Here is a 17,275-nt window from a genome sequence, read left to right as displayed (position 1 = left end):
ACTACATACACCAATCATGAGTTCAGAACAAGACCACCTCAAAGACACCGACACCGAAGCCAGGTTCGAGTTCAAGAAAGAAGAGCGCTCGGCCGTCAAATCGGGGAAGGGGTTGACCGAAGAAGTCGTCAACCTCATCAGCGACGACAAAGACGAACCCGACTGGATGCGCGAGCGCCGCCTGCGCGCGCTTCGACAGTACCACGCGATGCCGCTCCCGACGGACTGGCCCGGACAGCCGGACCTGACCGAGCTCGACATCGAAGAAATCGTCCCCTACATTCGCCCGGACGTCGACAAGCGCGAAGGCGTCGACGACTGGGACGAACTCCCCGACGACATCAAGGACACGTTCGAGCAGCTCGGCATTCCGGAGGCCGAGCGGAAGGCGCTCTCGGGCGTCGGCGCACAGTACGAGTCCGAGGTCGTCTACCAGAACATGCAAGAACAGTGGGAGGAGAAGGGCGTCATCTTCATGAACATGGACCAGGCGGTCAAGGAGCACCCCGAGATCGTCAAGGAACACTTCATGACGACCTGCGTCCCCCCGAGTGACAACAAGTTCGCCGCGCTCCACGGCGCGGTCTGGTCTGGCGGCTCGTTCGTCTACGTCCCCGAGGACATCACGGTCGAGATGCCGGTCCAGGCGTACTTCCGGATGAATTCGGAGGGCATGGGCCAGTTCGAGCACACGCTCATCGTCGCCGAACCCGGTTCGGAGGTCCACTACATCGAGGGCTGTTCGGCCCCGAAGTACGGGAAGCACAACCTCCACAGCGGGGGCGTCGAGGTCTTCGTCAAGGAGGGCGCACACGTCCAGTATTCCACCGTGCAGAACTGGTCGAAGAACACCTACAACCTCAACACGAAGCGGGCCATCGTCGAGGCCGACGGGACGATGGAGTGGGTTTCGGGCTCGATGGGCTCGAAGGCCACGATGCTCTACCCGTGTTCGATCCTCAAGGGTCGCGGCGCGACGGACACCCACATCACCATCGCGTTCGCGGGCGAGGGCCAGAACATCGACACCGGTGCGAAGGTCTACCACAACGCACCGAACACGAAGTCGACGATCGAGTCGAAGTCCATCTCGAAGGACGGCGGCCGCACCAACTACCGTGGACTCGTCCACATCGCCGACGGCGCCGAGAATTCCTCGACCGCCGTCGAGTGCGACGCGCTGATGTTCGACAACGAGTCGACCTCCGACACCATGCCGTACATGGAAATCGAGGAGTCGAAGGTCGACGTCGCTCACGAGGCTACCGTCGGAAAGATCGGCGACGAGGACATCTTCTACCTCCAGAGCCGCGGCCTGGACGACGACGACGCCAAGAAGATGATCGTCGCCGGGTTCATCGAACCCATCACGGAGGAACTGCCGATCGAGTACGCGGTCGAACTCAACCGCCTCATCGAACTCGAGATGGAGGGAAGCCTCGGATAACATGAGCACGCAGGTACACGCCAATCTGACGCCGGAACAGGTACGCCAAATTTCGGGGGACCTCGAGGAACCCGAGTGGATGCTCGAGACTCGTCTCGAGGCCCTCGACGCCCTCGATGAGCTGGACATGCCGGACGTGATCCGTACGCCGGGTCGCAACTGGACGAACCTCCACGGACTGGACTTCGAGTCTCTCGTGGACCCGCTCAACGCGGCCGAAGAGAAGGACCAGGTCGGTCCCGACGACGTCGACGTGCTCCCGTGGGCGGAGGCCCTCGAGGAACACGAGGACCTCGTGCGCGAGCACTTCGGCTCCATCGTCGATCCCCAGGAGAACTACCTGACGGCGCTGTCGACGGCGCTGTTCAGCACCGGGACCGTGATCTACGTCCCAGAGGGCGTCGACGCCGAGGACGTCACGATCCGGACCGAGATGCACTCCCGATCGCTGTTCAACTACACGCTCGTCGTCACCGAGGACTCGAGTTCGGTGACTATTCTCGAGCGCCAGTCCACCGGGACCGAACTCGACGAGGAGCAGTACTACAGCGGCATCGTCGAGATTGCTGCCGGCGAGAACAGCTACGTCCAGTACGGGAGCCTCCAGAACCTCTCGGAGGACTCGTACTGCTTCAGCGCCAAGCGCGGCGAGACCGACACGTACGCCACGATAAACTGGATCGAGGGCAACATCGGGACGAAGCTCACGAAGACCGAGACCTCGACCTTGCTCTCCGGGGACTCCTCGGAGACCCAGATCGTCGGCGCCTTCTTCGGCCACGACGACCAGCACTTCGACATCGACGCGAAGGTCTGGCACCGCGCCGAGCACACGACCGCGGATCTCGTGACCCGCGGCGTCACCGACGACACCGCCCGCTCGGTCTACGAGGGCGTTCAGGACGTCGGCAAGGACGCCTGGGACACGAGTTCCTACCAGCGCGAGAACACCCTGATGCTGAGCGACGAGTCCGAAGCCGACGCCTCGCCGAAGCTCATCATCAACAACCACGACACCGAGGCCAGTCACTCCGCGACGGTCGGCCAGATCGACGCGGAAGACCTGCTCTACATGACCTCGCGCGGGGTCTCCCCGCGACTCGCGCGTAACATGCTCGTGGAGGGCTTCTTCGTGCCCGTGCTCGAGGAAGTCGCCGTCGACGAGCTGCGCGAGGACCTCGAGGACCTGATTCAGGCGCGTCTCGAGTAACGCCGTTCGATTTTTCGATTTCTCCGTTATCGAGAAGCGACAGTGCCGCACGGCGCATAACTATGAGAAGTGTAGTATTTACCAACCTACTTATAAGTGTACTTCAATCGCGACCAATCCGTGAACCCCTCGAACCCCGTTCGAGTCGGCGGTCGCAGTATCTGTGGTGCCCATCTCGGAAGCTTCTCTTCGTGATGAGCCTTTTTCACTCGTGAACGTTCGGAGGGAAACGTGTTTGTAGCTCCCATCAGTTGACCTGAGTGTATGACTGACCTGGGTGACTTCGAGGCGTTCGACGCCGACGCCTCGAGCGAGGCGGCCGACGACGAGTCGGAAGCGGCGGAGTCGGCGTCTGCGAGCGCGAACGCGGAAGCGGACGCGAGTCGCGGGACGACCGACAGCGACTTCGAGCGAACCGCCGTCGAACCGCGCGGCCGGGAGAGCGGTATCGGGACCATCTGCGTCTCGCAGGGCCTGCGCGTCTCGACGGACGGCGACGAGACGACCCTCCGGGCGTACGTCACTGCCGACAACCGCTCGGACGTTCGACTGGGAACGTACGTCCTCGCGAGCTACCCCGACGGCGAGCGCCTGTTCTGCCAGATCGCGGGCCTCGAGTACGCCCAGCAGTATCACGCCGACGACGCGACCGAGATCCACGCCCGGCGGGCGATGCACGGCGGCGGCTTCGACCCCGACGACGAGGCCGACTTCAAGTTCGTCGCGGAACTCGAGCCGATCGCCGTCCTCTATGACGACGACGGCGAACTCAAGCGCCGGATGACCGACCGCGTGCCCAAACCCCAGACGGTCATCCAGGAAGCGAGCGACACAGACGAGATCAAGACCGGATTGAAGATGCCCGAGGAGGGCGTCTTCCTGGGTCACCTCTCAGTCGGCGGGGAGAAGGTGCGCACGAACGCCTCGCCGCCGACCATCGACTACCGGCTGAAGGACGACTACGACTCGGGCGACCCGCTCGTCTTCCGGCACACGCTGATCGCCGGCGGGACGGGCTCCGGGAAGACCCACGGCGCGAAGAACATCCTGCGGCAGTACTTGACCGAGGAGCGGCGGTACCCGATGGCCGACGGCCGGGAGGTCACGCCCGCAGTCGTCCAGTTCGATCCCCAGGACGAGTACGCCCAGATGCACGACGACAACCCCGATTTAGAGGAGGACTTCGCCCGGCGCCTCGAGCGCGAGGGCATCGGCTACGGCGGCCACGACGACACGACGGCGTTCGTCCCGAAGGTCGGGGACTCAAGCTACGCCGCGGGTCACCACCGCGCCGAGCAAGTCGAGTTCACCATCCCGTTCTCGATGTGTCGCTCCCGACCGTGGCTGGTCTCGGGCGGGTCGCTCAACGACAACCAGTACGGGGGGCTCACGTACCTGCTCGACCGGTACTTCAGGGAAACGTCGAGTGCGAGCTACGCGGGCTTCAAATCCTTCCTCGATGACCCGGCCCTGCGGGAAGAACTCGACGAGTCGGGTCGGGTCCACGAGGCGACCTACGACGCCGTCCGGCGGCGCGTCTTCGGGTTCGACGACGTGTTCGACCAGGACGCGCGGCCGATCACGGACCTGATTTCAGAGTTCGTTGCGCCCGGGCAACTGAGCGTCGTCCCGACCTATCACATCAACGATTCGCGGGCGACGGAGGCCATCGTTCTCGCGCTCTCGAGCCTGCTGATCGACCAGAAACTGTCGAACGACCCGGACTTCGACCGGATCAAGGAGACGCCGCTGATCCTGGGGATGGACGAGGCGCACAACTTCCTCACCGACGCCGACAGCGTGCAGGCCCGGAAGGTCATCACGAAGTTCACCGAGGCCGCCAAACAGGGACGAAAGGAGCGGCTGGGGCTCTTTTTGATCACCCAGGACCCTCAGGACATCCACGATGCGGTCTTCAAGCAGATCAACACCACCGTCGTCCTCAACCTGGGCGACGAGGACGCGATCAAGAGCGTCAACATCCCGAGCGACCTCGAGTCGAAGGTCCCCTACATGGAGAAGGGGCAGATGGTGGTCTACTCGCCTGACAACTCCGAACCCGTGGAGTTGATCGGACTCTCGCGGTGCGTAACGAGGCACGGACGGGACTGAACTGTTCGATCGTCGGAGCAGACTGGCCGTTCGAACGACGAATTGCCGTTTCTTCTACGATCGTCGAAACGCTTTCTGACGATCGTTGATGGCACACGTGCCGATAAAACATGACTTAAACCGGAGCAGGTCCGTAGTTCGGACAACCACCAGTACCACGCATGTCAGGCAAATACGACCTCGTTATCGTCGGCGGTGGAATCAGTGGCGCGTCGCTTCTCTACACGACCGCGAAGTTCACCGACATCGAGTCGATCGCCCTGCTCGAGAAGGAAGCCGAAATCTCGGCGATCAACTCTCACCACACGAACAACTCCCAGACCCTGCACTTCGGAGACATCGAGACCAACTACACCCTCGAGAAGGCCGAGACGGTCAAGGAAGGGGCCGAAATTCTGGCCGGCTACCTCGAACATCACGACCCGGACCGCGAGATTCACTCGAAGCGCTCGAAGATGGTGCTGGGCGTCGGCGACGACGAGGTCGCCGAACTCGATGCCCGCTACCACGAGGAGGGCTTCGGCGACCTCTTTCCGAAGCTGCGCCCGATCGGTCGTGAGGAGATTGGCGAACTCGAACCGAAGGTCGTCGAGGGTCGCGATCCCGCTAAAGACTTGCTGGCCCTGCAGACGCCCGACGGCTACGTCGTCGACTACGGCGAGGTCGCCAAGTCGCTGGTCGACAACGCCCGCGAGGAGGCCAGCGTCGACGTCTTCACGGGCACCCAGGTCACCGACCTGACCGAGACGTACGACGGCTACACCCTCGACACGGCCCGCGGCAAGTTCGACTGCGACGTCGCGGTCGTCGCTGCCGGCTCACACAGCCTCCAGATCGCCAAGGAACTGGGCTACGGCGAGGACAAGGTCTTGCTCCCCATCGCGGGCAGCTTCTTCCTCGCGCGCGACTTCCTCAACGGCAAGGTCTACACCCTGCAGATGAAGAAGCTCCCCTTCGCCGCGGTCCACGGCGACGCGGACGTCCACGACCCCTCGATCACCCGCTTCGGACCGACCGCGAAGCTTGTACCGACGCTCGAGCGTGGCCGACTCTCGACGGTCGAGGACTTCCTCGACGTGTTCGGTCTCAACGTCGCGGCGTTCGCCAGCTACGCTAACATCCTCTCCGATCGCATCCTCCTGCCGTACGTGCTCCGGAACCTCGTCTACGACCTCCCCGACGTCGGTCCGAAGTCGTTCCTTCCGCACGTCCAGAAGGTCGTCCCGACCGCCGAACTCGAGGACATCGAACGCGCGAAAGGCTACGGCGGCGTGCGCCCGCAGATCGTTGACACGAAGAAGAAGTCCCTCGACATGGGCGAGGCGAAGATCGTCGGCGACGACATCATCTTCAACATCACGCCCTCGCCGGGGGCCTCGACCAGCCTGAAGAACGCGATGCAGGACGCGAAGACGGTCGTCGACTTCTTCGAGGAGGACTACACCTTCGACGAGGAGGCGTTCCGCGAGGACACCATCGGTCACTTCCCGCGACTCGAGGACGACGCGTTCGAGACCGGAGCGAGTGCCGATCCGGAACCGGCGCAAGCGGACGACTGAGCCGCGTTACGCTATTTCCGTTCGGCCTGGAAGTCCGGCAGCGCGGCGTTCAGAAGTACCCGAGCAGCGTGCCGACCAGCACGAGCCCCCACATCGCGACGCCGACCAGCAGCATGTCGTTCAGGACACGGTCCCGAGTTGCTCGTCGGGCAGCCCCGCCGGCGATGAGCCCGATGGCGACGATCACGAGCATCCGCTGGAGCACGACGTCGATGGGGAGCGAACTGACGCCGACCATTCCGTAGTCGATCCACATCGCCGCCGCGAGCGAAATCGAGGCCGCGACGGCCGCGTCGAGTCTGGACTCGAGGCCGCGGGCGATCAGATAGGTGGCGATAGGGATGCCCAGCGCGATCACTGGATACAGAATTGCCGCGATGTTGTGCATCGTGAGGAACGTGGCCCACTGCTCGAGGGCAATGCCGGCGACGCGAACGCCGAGGAACAGCGCGACGATGGCCCCCGCCAGGATGGGGTGACGAACCTCGATCCGGTCGTAGGCGGCGGCGAGTCGTCGCTTGTCGACCTCCGTGATACGGTCCTCGAGGGGCTGTGGAGTGCGTTCGACGATCTCCCGGCCGGCGGCGAGCCCGAAGACCGGAAGGACGAAGAGCCCCATCAGGTTGACTTTGGTTGCCCAGCCGTCGGCGTCGGAGGGGCCGGCGTTGTCCACGTTCTGGCGGACGACGTCCTCTTTCGGATCGACCTGCGGGAGAGCCATGAGCTCGCGTTCGACCTCGAGCTGGGCGTTCTCGACGCCGTCGACGCGGTGGCGGAGGGTGAACCAGTCGAAGTGCTCGCTGTGGGCTTGCATGGCGACCCACTGGTCGTCGGGGTTAGGGCTCGCGTAGACTCGGATGTGGGTCCGCTGCCCGTAGTAGGTGCCGTCGTCGAGTTGCACCGTTTCGGTGGTCCAGTAGGCTGGCTCGTCGGGACCGGGATCGATCCAGGCGTATCGAGTTCCGCCCGCGGTTTCGCCCCAGTTCGTGGTGGTGGCGATCTGTCGATTGATGGCCTCGAGTCCGGTTTCGTTCGCGGTTTCGTTGGTTTTGTTCGCGGTCTCGTTGCTTTCATTGCCCTCATCGGTTCCGTTGGGACCGTTAGTTTCGTTGGGACCGTTAGTTCCGTTAGTTCCGTTAGTCCCGTTGGCTTCGTCGGTTTCGTTCGTTTCATTCCCCCCGAACACCGCGTAGGTGTCGGCGTCGGCGTCCTGTTCGTCTTCCTCGAGTTCCTGCCAGTCGCCGTCAGCGTCCTCCTGGAGCAGGCGGACGACCTCGTCGCTGTCGCCCCGAACGAAGACGTTGATGGGGCTGTGTTTCTTGTGCGTCTTGCTCGGGCTCATGTACGCCCAGATCGCGCTCTCGGAGCCCTCGAAGGTGACGAGTTCGACCTCGGGGTCCTCGGACGTCTCGGGCGCAACGTCTTCTGTCGACGGCGAGAGAAATGCCGACGGACCGCCGACGAGGACGAGGCTCAGCGCGACGAGCAGGAGACCGATGGTGAGCGAACGGCGCATCGGTTCGACGTATTTCGTACGTCCTCTTGAAACGTAGTGTGTACTGACAGTCGACGTTCACGACTGGTTCCAATGCCAAACTATCGAGCGAGAACGCGCGGGGGCGTTCGAAACCCGTCTCGCGGACGTTCAGAATTCGTTTTGAGTAGTGTTCGAAATCCGTCTCGAGGAACGTTCTGACCTTGTCCCAGGAACGGCCTCGATCCGCTGTTAGACGGCTTCGGGGCCGGTTGCCCCCGTGCGGACCTGGCAGGCGTCCTCGACCGGGATAACGAAAATCTTGCCGTCGCCCGGTTCGCCTGTGTTCGCGGCCTCGCGGATTGCGTCGACGACCTCGGTGGCCGGGACGTCGGCGACGACGCACTCGATCTTGACTTTTTGGTGGAGGTCGACGGCGTACTCCTCGCCGCGCCACTGGCCGGTCTTCGCGGGCTGGGAGCCGCGACCGGAGACGTTCGTGACCGTCAGCGAGGGGGCGCCGATTCCGGCGAGGTTCGTCTTCACATCGCCCAGGCGGTCGGGACGGACGATGGCCGTGACCATCCAGATGCCGCTGTCTGCAGTACCGCCGTCAGTTCGAATCGGACCGCCGTCGGCCGCGACTTCGGGCGTGCCGAACTCGGGATAGGTGTCGACGCCGTGTTCGCTCACGTCGAGGCCGTCGCGTTCGTGTTCAGGCGTGACTCGAGCCTGGCCGACCGCTTTGAACGCGCCCCAGACGAGGCCCGTGGCGAGGATCGTCCAGCCGGCGATGACGACCACGCCGACGACCTGTGCGGCGAACGCGTTCGCGACGCTCTCGACGACGCCGGGTGCGGCGACGAACGGGTACAGGAGCGTCCCGAGGACCCCGGCCGAGCCGTGGACGGGGAACACGGCGCAGACGTCGTCGATCTTCAGGACGTTCTCGACGAAGCTGAAGACCAGCGGGAGCTGGGCGCCGGCGAGCCCGCCGACGACGAACGCGCCCCACCACGCGGTCGTGTGGGGGATCGCGGTGATACCGACGAGTCCGGCGAGCACGCCGTTGGCGACGTACAGGGTGTCGACTTTCCCGGTCTTGAGCCAGGCGACGAGCCCGGCACCCATGGCCCCACAGCCCATCGCGATGGTCGTCGTCATGGCGACGCGACCGACGGTGGCGAAGTCCCCGAGGACGAGTTCCCCGCCCTCGAGCGCGAAGACCGTCGCTGCGGTACCGACGTTGAAGCCGTACCAGCCGAAGGCGAGCACGAGCGTGCCGAGCACGGCGAAGGTCAGCGAGTGGCCGGGGATCACGTTGACCGACCCGTCCTGGTTGTAGCGGTCGAGGCGCGGGCCGAGGACCCACGCGGCGGTGAGGCCGGCGATGCCGCCCATCCCGTGGACGATCATGCCGCCGGCGAAGTCCTCGAAGACGACCCCGCCGACGGCCAGATGACTCCCGGCCCAAGTGAGACCAGTGACAACCGGGTAGATGACCGCCGCCAGCAAGAACGTGTAGCCGACGTACGCGCGGAGTTTCGCACGGCCGGCGACGGCTCCGGAGACGATGGTCGCCGCCGTCATCGCGAAGACGGCGCCGAACAGCCAGTCGACCCACGCGTTGGGTTCGGCCACGTCGAAGGCCGGCACGAATCCGTCACCCGCGACGAGACCTTCGACCCCGGCGCCGATCAGGAAGAACACGGTCACGCCGACGCTCCAGGTCAGCAAGTTTTTCGTCAGCTGGTTCGCGACGTTCTTCGAGCGCACCTGGCCGGCCTCGAGCATGGCGAAGCCCGCGTGCATGAAGAAGATCAGGAAGGTGACCGTCAGCACCCACGCGAGGTTGACGCCCTCGACGAGCACCTCGGGATCGACCTGCAACGGTGTGGCGTCGATCATGGGAGCATCCTCGATGAGCTGGGGCTGTTCTGTAGACGTTCGTTTGCTTCAAGCCACTTTTTGTGCATGTTTGGACTATATCTCACGTTCGATGTGGATGTGGGTGGATAATATAAGGATTATCGTTGACGAACGTCAAGATATACTCTTGTAGGCCGTAAAATCTACAACATATTACGCACCTAGTACCGATTTAAGGTGTCCGTCCGTCCAGGAGCACGGCACCCAAGCGACTGAAACTGGACGATTGCCAGCGTCCGTTTGCGCCAAATATCGCTTCACCGCCGCCGTACACGTTCGGAACGGCTGGTTTCGGGCTCGCGCGCGGCAAACGTTGCCAGTCGTCACGGAACGCGGAACCACGACTGGACGAACGTCCGAGCGGCCCCGCTCGAGCGCGATGAACCGTCGATTCGAGTCGTACGATACTCGAGTCACACGCACTCGAGGTATCAGTCCGAGTTGCGGCGAACCCGACTCAGAGGCGCGGGGCCACGTCCTCGGCAAAGTACGTCAGAATCAGATCGGCGCCTGCCCGTTTGATCGAGAGTAGCGACTCGAGGGCGGCCGCCTCGAGATCGAGCCACCCCTTCTCGCCGGCGGCCTGGAGCATGGCGTACTCGCCGGAGACGTTGTAGGCGGCGACTGGGTGTTCGAATTCTCTCCGAAGGTCGCTCACGACGTCGAGATAGGGCAGGGCGGGTTTGACCATCAGCACGTCCGCCCCCTGCTCGACGTCGAGACGGACCTCACGGGTCGCCTCGCGGCGGTTGGCCGGGTCCATCTGGTAGTGGCGGCGGTCGCCGAAACTGGGCGCGCCGTCGGCGGCGTCCCGGAAGGGGCCGTAGAAGGCACTCTCGTACTTCGCGGCGTAGCTCATGACCGCCACGTCGGCGTGGCCCTCGCGGTCGAGGGCGGTCCTGATGAAGCCGACCATTCCGTCCATCATACCGCTCGGGGCGACCATCTCCGCGCCCGCGTCGGCGTGGGAGACGGCGATTCGCTCCAGGGACTCGAGGGTGGCGTCGTTGTCGACGGTGAGGCCGCCGCTCGCGCCCGAGGAATGCTGTTCGCCTTCGTAGTCGCGCGCCCCCGCCTCAAGCGGCCCGCAGTGACCGTGCTCGGTGTACTCACAGAGACAGACGTCGGTGATCACGTAGGCGTCCGTCTCGTCGGTAATCCGGCGGGTGGCCTCCTGGACGACGCCGTCGTCGACCCACGCGCGAGTCCCTTCGGCGTCCTTCGACCGCGGGATGCCAAAGAGCATTACCGCCTGGACGCCGGTCTCGAGCACCTCCTCGACGCGGGGGACGGCCTCTGCGAGCGGGACGCGCTCGTGACCGGGCATCGATTCGATTGGAACGCGCTCGTCGGTCGTCGCGTCGACGAAGACGGGTGCGATGAAGTCCGACGGCTCGAGGCTCGTTTCGCTGACGAGTCCCCGAATGCGGTCCTTGCGGAGGCGGCGGGGACGGTGCGTGAGGTCCACGTTCATATCCGCCACTACCGACGGCACAGCCAAAAGCCGTGCGCTCGAGACGAGTCACACCATCGCTTCGTCGCCGATCTCGGGATGCTCGAGCGCGAACTCGACCAGCCGCTCGACGTAGGACCCGAACGGCGGACACTCGAGTTCCGTCCCCGCGAGCGCCCGGCGCGTGTTCGGACACGCGTAACTCGTCGGGTGGTCGAAGTAATCGATCGTCGCCGGTTCCGCGGGCAGGCCCATCGATTCTATCCCCGCAAGCACTCGCCGAGCGATCGACTTTGGAACCAGCGGTGACACCACGCGGTGATCCATCGCGTCCGCGAGCGCGTCCACGAACGGGGGCACCGTCAGTGGAGTCGGATCGCAGAGCTGGTACACCTCGCCGACGGCGTCGTCGTGAGCACTGAGGTGGGCGATGGCGTTGACGACGAAATCCCGCGGGACGACGTTGAGTTCCGTCCGACTCGAGGCCGGGAGCGACAGGCCGACCGAGCACGCCGCCGGCTGTGCGGCCAAAAGGCGGAGTAGATAATACGGGCCGTCGTACTTCCCCGTCTCGCCAGTTTCGCTGTCGCCGACGACGATCGACGGCCGGTAGACTGTCGCCGGAAGCCCCTCGGCCATGCGCTCCTGGACCAGCACCTCCGCGCGATACTTGGTCTCTTCGTAGTGATTGTTGAACGACTGCCCCTCCTCGAGGTGGGCCTCGGTGAAGACGCCGTCGTAGCGGCCACTGACGTAGCAGGTACTGACGTACTGGAAGCGATCGACGTCCAGCGTTTCGGCTGCGTCGAGGACGTGTTCGGTCCCACGGACGTTGACGGCCTCGGCCAGGTCCTGCTGAATGCCGAGGTCGTAGACGGCCGCGAGGTGGTAGCACTCGCGAACGGACTCGAGTGCGTCGAACGCGCCGGTGTCGAGGCCGAGTTCGGGTTCGGTGATGTCGCCCTCGTACAGTCGAATCGGCTCGGACGATGCGTCGATGCCGTCCACCGCCTCGATCAATTCAGCGGCCCGTCGCTCGGCAAGTGGTCTGTACTGCGGCTGGACCAGGCAGGCGACAGGCTCGTCACCGCGAGCGAGCAGTCGCCCGAGCAACGCGGAGCCGAGAAAGCCGGGGAAGCCGGTCAGGAGGACTCGTGGATCGGAATCGGTCATCGGAACCACCTCGAGAGTCGCTTCCGGACGCCCAGGGCGCCAACCATTCCGCGAACGAACCAGCGAGCGGGCACGCCGGGCGGGTTCCACACTGGTCCGACGCGCGAGGAGGCGATGGTCTTCGACTCGAGGTACCGCTCGAGCCCCTCGGGGCCGTGGCGACGACCCAGGCCGGAGTCCCCGACGCCGCCCATCGGCGCGTCGGTGGCCGCCCAGCCAGAGATGTAGGCGTCGTTGACGCACACGGTTCCAGCGTCGATCTCGCGGGCGAGTTCGATTCCGCGCCGCCGGTCGCCGGTCCAGACGCTCGCGTTCAGGCCGTACTCGGTCTTGTTGGCGGCCTCGACCGCCCGACCCGCGGAGGGGACCGGCTCGACGGAGACGACGGGGCCGAACGTCTCCTCGCAGGCCGCCATCGAGTCGGGCGCCACGTCGGTCAGGATCGTCGGCTCGTAGCAGAAGGGGCCGACGTCGGGTCGGGCACGGCCGCCCGTCAGAATGGACGCACCGCGCTCGAGGGCGTCCGCGACGTGTGCTTCGACGCGCTCGAGCTGGTCGCCGTCGATCAGCGAGCCCACGTCGGGGCCGTACTCGAGGCCTGTCCCGAGCGAGAGCGCGCGCGTCTCGCGGACGAAGGCGTCGAGGAAGGCCTCGTAGCGGGGCGCCTCGACGTAGATTCGCTCCATCGCGAGACAGAGCTGCCCGGCGTTCGCGAAACACCCCTGGACGGCCCCACGAGCGGCCGTCTCGGGGTCGGCATCGGCAAGGACGACCATCGGATTCTTCCCGCCTAACTCGAGCGAACAGTCGATAAGGTTCCGGCCCGCACGCTCGGCGACGCTACGCCCGGTGGCGGTGCTCCCAGTAAACGACAGGTAGTCCGCGCGGTCGATCAGCGCGGGACCGACGGTCGATCCCTCGCCGGTAACGATCTCGAAGACTCCCGGTGGGAGGCCAGCTTCCTCGAGCAAGGCGGCCAGCTCGAGGGCGACGAACGGCGTCTTCTCATCGGGCTTGAGGACGACGCCGTTGCCAGCGAGCAGCGCCGGGATGGCGTCGGTAATCGCGAGCGTCAGCGGGTAGTTCCACGGCGAGATGACGCCGACGACGCCGACAGGGTCGTAGGTCACGCGCGCGTCGGTCAGCAGCGGGAATACGCCGTCGCGCGACTCGTCGGCGAGCAGGTCGGGACCTCGAGTCGCGTAGTAAGCGGCCGTCGCGGGGACGTCGAGCACCTCCTCGGCGGCGTCCACGCGGGACTTGCCGGTTTCGATCTGGATCAGGTCCAGCAGTCGTTCGCGCCGCTCCAGGACGAGGTCGGCGAAGCGGTCGAGGACGGCAGCTCGAGCTTTTGGATCCCTGGTGGCCCACTCGGACTGGGCCGTACGGGCGCGCTCGACGGCGGATTCCACGTCGGCTTCGGAGCACGCTGGAATGCGGCTCACGACTTCGTCGGTCGCGGGCGCGCGAACCGGAATTGACGCCGCTTCACTCGTCTCGATGCGGTCGGCGAGGGTCTCGAGGTCTCGCGTTGTGACGGCGGCGGACGAGAGTACCGAGTCCGCCAGCTGGGATGTCATGGCGGCCGATACGTATCGGATCGACGTGTAATTACTGCACGCTCACGAGAAGTGGCGGGAGGAGAGGCAATTATTGCGACGAGATAGGAGTTCTTTTCACGCCCTCTCGCGGACGTACACCCATGCTCGATTACCTCTCCCTCGAGGCCGACCTCGAGGCGGAAGAACGATTGATTCGCGATACTGCCCGTGAGTTCGTCGAGACGGAAGTTGCGCCCGATATCGGCGACCACTTCGAGAACGGGACATTCCCCACCGACCTCATTCCGGAGATGGGCGAGATGGGCTTTTACGCCCCGAACCTCGAGGGATACGGCTCCCCGAACGTCTCCGAGACGGCGTACGGACTGTTGATGCAGGAACTCGAGGCGTGCGACTCCGGCCTGCGGTCGATGGCGTCCGTCCAGGGCGCCCTGGTCATGTACCCGATCCATGCCTATGGGAGCGAAGCGCAGAAAGAAGAGTGGCTCCCCAAACTCGGCGCGGGCGAGGCCGTCGGCTGTTTCGGCCTAACGGAGCCCGAACACGGCTCGAACCCCTCGGGTATGGAGACTCGCGCCGAACGTGATGCGGACGGTTACGTGCTCAACGGCTCGAAGACCTGGATCACGAACTCCCCCATCGCGGACGTGGCGGTCGTCTGGGCGAAGGACCGCTCGAGCGACGAGACGGGCGGGGACGCCGTTCGTGGATTCCTGGTCGAGACCGATCGCGACGGCGTCTCGACGAACAAGATCACCGAGAAGCTCTCCCTGCGAGCGTCGATCACGGGCGAGATCGGCCTGAACGACGTGCGCGTCCCCGAGGAGAACGTTCTGCCCGGCGTCGAGGGAATGAAGGGACCGCTGTCGTGTTTGACCCAGGCCCGGTACGGCATCGCCTGGGGCGCCGTTGGCGCGGCGCGGGATTGCTTCGAGACCGCGCGCCAGTACGCGACCGACCGCGAGCAGTTCGGCGGGCCGATCGGTCGCTTCCAGCTCCAACAGGACAAGCTAGCGGAGATGGCGACCCAGATTACGCTCGCGCAGTTGCTCGCCTACCGGCTGGCCGAACTCAAGGAGCGCGGGGACCTGCGTCCGCAACACGTCTCGATGGCCAAGCGCAACAACGTCCGGATGGCCCGCGAGCAGTCGCGGGTAGCCCGCGAGATGCTTGGCGGGAACGGTATCACGACGGACTACTCGCCCATGCGCCACCTGGCGAATATGGAGACGGTCTACACCTACGAGGGCACCCACGACATCCACACGCTCGTGCTGGGTCACGATCTGACTGGTATTCCGGCGTACGACGGGTAGCTCGAAGCTCGAGTCGGTCGAGGATCAAGAAGTCGCTCGAAGCTTGATTCGGTCGTTGCCCGAGGCTCGAGGCCGAGTCCCCAGCCCAGTTCGGCATTCGGGACCGAAACCCAGTTCGAGACCCGAACCGAGCGACCGCAGCAACCATCGATATCGCCCCTTCTTGCACAATCCTGCACCGATAAGTACGCCCGCCACGGAGAGCCAGCCATGAACGGCAACCGCTTCGGTCGCCTCTTCCAGGTGACGACCTTCGGGGAGAGCCACGGCGAGGCGATGGGGTGTACGATCTCCGGCTGTCCCGCCGGCCTCGAGCTGACCGAGGACGACATTCAGGCGGACCTCGACCGGCGAAAACCCGGCCAGTCGATGATCACGACCAGTCGCGGGGAACCCGACTCGGTCTCGATCAAGTCCGGGATCCAGGACGGCTACACCACCGGGACACCCATCGGCCTCGTCATCGAGAACAAGGACGCCCGCTCGGGAAAGTACGAACCCTTCATCACCGCACCGCGACCCTCCCACGGCGACTTCACGTACTCCGCGAAGTTCGGCACGCGCAACTGGGGCGGCGGCGGACGCTCGTCTGCACGCGAGACCGTGAACTGGGTCGCCGCGGGCGCGGTTGCGAAGAAACTCCTCGCGGGTGAGGGGATCGAACTCAAAGCCCACGTCAATCAGATCGGGGACGTTGAGGCGCCCGACGTGAGTTTCGAGGAGATTCTCGAGCACAGCGAAGAAAACGACGTGCGCTGTGCCCACCCCGAAACCGCCGCGAAGATGCAGGAGCTCATCGAGGAGTACCAGGAAGCCGGCGACTCCATCGGCGGGAGCATCTACTTCGAGGCTCGAGGCGTCCCTGTCGGACTCGGCGCCCCGCGATTCGACTCACTCTCCGCTCGGCTGGGCCAGGCGATGATGGCGATTCCGGCGACGACGGCCTTCGAGTTCGGGCTGGGTCGGGAGGCTCGAGAGTACGCGGGGACGGAGCGAAACGACGACTGGGAGTTCGGCGAGGACGGCAACCCGACGCCCGTCGAGAACGACCACGGCGGCATCCAGGGCGGCATCTCGAGCGGCGAACCGATCTACGGCGAAGTCACCCTCCACGCGCCCACCTCGATTCCGTCGCCCCAGCAGACCGTCGACTGGGAGACCGGCGAGGTCGTCGAGGACGCCCAGGTCATCGGGCGCCACGACCCCGTATTGCCGCCGCGCGGGGTGCCGGTTGTCGAGGCGATGCTCGCGCTCACGCTCGTGGACTTCATGTTGCTGTCGGGCCGGATCAATCCCGACCGGGTAGATGGAACGCCCGGCGAGTACGATACCGACTACCACCCGACCAATCCGCGGAACGAGTGAGGCGCGTCCTGCGCCCGCCCTCGCTCGCGTTCGAACTCGTACTCGTCCATCACTCGAGCGAAATCACTAACTGGGCGGCACCATCAGTATTGCGAGATGGTCGCTCCCGTCACCGAACGAACCAGGAGCCGAGTCGAGTCGTCGATTGCCGACCTGCGGGGCGAGTACGGCGAATTCGACGCGGTCGACAAGACGTGGGAGCACGCCCCTGAGCGATACCGTCGCGTCCGCGAGCGGGCCGACGAGGAGGCACTCGGTGGCGCGGGCGTCTGGCTGACGAACGCCGACGGAGCGGTGCTGCTGGTCCGAAACGAGGGAGACGAGGGCTGGGGCGACCCCGGCGGCAAGCGAGAACCCGACGAAACCTACCGGGAGGCCGCCCGTCGGGAACTTCGAGAAGAGGCAGGCGTCGAGTGCGAGATTACAGGCGTGCTCGAGGTGCACGTGATCGAACATCGCTCGCTCGAACCCGACGATCCCACGGTGTTCGACCTGATCGTGATCTTCGCCGGCGAGTACGCCGGCGGCGAACCGCGTGCTCGAGACGGCGAAATCGCCGACGTCGGCTGGTTTTCGGAGCCCCCGTCGACGGTTCTCTACGACGAGGTCGCGACCAGGTCGTACGGTGGTGGGGCGTGATCGGTCGTTCGTCCCGTAGTGCTAGACCTCGAGCGT

Annotated in this window: 12 protein-coding genes; 7 read left to right on the top strand and 5 right to left on the bottom strand. The window is 65.0% G+C overall.

All coding sequences use genetic code 11. The annotated features are described in order from the left end of the window. The first annotated feature begins 16 nt into the window (after positions 1-16). The 4 genes from sufB (at position 17) to NGM29_RS18370 (ending at position 6,328) form a co-directional block, all read left to right on the top strand. The gene (gene sufB / locus NGM29_RS18385) at positions 17-1,447 is read left to right on the top strand and encodes a Fe-S cluster assembly protein SufB (RefSeq protein WP_254158227.1); all 1,431 of its coding nucleotides are present in this window, start codon (positions 17-19) and stop codon (positions 1,445-1,447) included. Between the two features lies 1 nt (position 1,448). Beyond that, the gene (gene sufD, locus NGM29_RS18380; RefSeq protein WP_254158226.1) at positions 1,449-2,657 is read left to right on the top strand and encodes a Fe-S cluster assembly protein SufD; all 1,209 of its coding nucleotides are present in this window, start codon (positions 1,449-1,451) and stop codon (positions 2,655-2,657) included. Between the two features lie 264 nt (positions 2,658-2,921). Beyond that, a complete protein-coding gene (locus tag NGM29_RS18375) occupies positions 2,922-4,769 on the top strand; it encodes an ATP-binding protein (protein ID WP_254158225.1) in 1,848 nt (615 codons plus the stop codon). A gap of 161 nt (positions 4,770-4,930) precedes the next feature. Beyond that, complete coding sequence (locus tag NGM29_RS18370) at positions 4,931-6,328, top strand: FAD-dependent oxidoreductase (protein WP_254158224.1); 1,398 nt, start codon at positions 4,931-4,933, stop codon at positions 6,326-6,328. Positions 6,329-6,377: 49 nt separating this feature from the next. On the opposite strand, the gene NGM29_RS18365 is transcribed toward NGM29_RS18370, so the two are convergent. From NGM29_RS18365 to NGM29_RS18345, 5 genes are all read right to left on the bottom strand, one after another. Beyond that, positions 6,378-7,844 carry a hypothetical protein gene (locus tag NGM29_RS18365; protein WP_254158223.1) on the bottom strand — a complete coding sequence of 489 codons (1,467 nt, stop codon included), beginning with the start codon at positions 7,842-7,844 and terminating at the stop codon, positions 6,378-6,380. Between the two features lie 210 nt (positions 7,845-8,054). After that, entirely contained in the window at positions 8,055-9,707 is a 1,653-nt protein-coding gene (locus NGM29_RS18360) for an ammonium transporter (protein WP_254160648.1), read from the bottom strand. A 481-nt stretch (positions 9,708-10,188) separates the two neighbouring features. Next, entirely contained in the window at positions 10,189-11,199 is a 1,011-nt protein-coding gene (gene hemB / locus NGM29_RS18355) for a porphobilinogen synthase (RefSeq protein ID WP_254160646.1), read from the bottom strand. Positions 11,200-11,253: 54 nt separating this feature from the next. Beyond that, on the bottom strand, positions 11,254-12,357 hold the full coding sequence (locus NGM29_RS18350) for an SDR family oxidoreductase (protein WP_254158222.1): 1,104 nt from the start codon (positions 12,355-12,357) through the stop codon (positions 11,254-11,256). Continuing rightward, positions 12,354-13,937, bottom strand: a complete 1,584-nt coding sequence (locus NGM29_RS18345; RefSeq protein WP_254158221.1) for a succinic semialdehyde dehydrogenase — start codon at positions 13,935-13,937, stop codon at positions 12,354-12,356. The genes NGM29_RS18350 and NGM29_RS18345 overlap by 4 nt, the downstream gene beginning before the upstream one ends. 122 nt (positions 13,938-14,059) lie before the next feature. Between NGM29_RS18345 and NGM29_RS18340 the strand changes: the two genes are divergently transcribed. The 3 genes from NGM29_RS18340 to NGM29_RS18330 all read left to right on the top strand — a co-directional run bounded on the left by NGM29_RS18340 (position 14,060) and on the right by NGM29_RS18330 (position 17,239). Next, positions 14,060-15,235, top strand: coding sequence for an acyl-CoA dehydrogenase family protein (locus NGM29_RS18340; protein ID WP_254158220.1), 1,176 nt, complete (start codon positions 14,060-14,062; stop codon positions 15,233-15,235). Between the two features lie 210 nt (positions 15,236-15,445). Further along, positions 15,446-16,600, top strand: coding sequence for a chorismate synthase (gene aroC / locus NGM29_RS18335; RefSeq protein WP_254158219.1), 1,155 nt, complete (start codon positions 15,446-15,448; stop codon positions 16,598-16,600). 96 nt (positions 16,601-16,696) lie between these two features. Next, a complete protein-coding gene (locus tag NGM29_RS18330; protein ID WP_254158218.1) occupies positions 16,697-17,239 on the top strand; it encodes an NUDIX hydrolase in 543 nt (180 codons plus the stop codon). The last annotated feature ends 36 nt before the right edge of the window (positions 17,240-17,275 follow it).

This window comes from Natronosalvus rutilus, assembly GCF_024204665.1.
Taxonomy (GTDB): domain Archaea; phylum Halobacteriota; class Halobacteria; order Halobacteriales; family Natrialbaceae; genus Natronosalvus; species Natronosalvus rutilus.
Note: the sequence above shows the minus strand (reverse complement) of the source record. Positions and strands in the feature narration are given on the sequence as shown.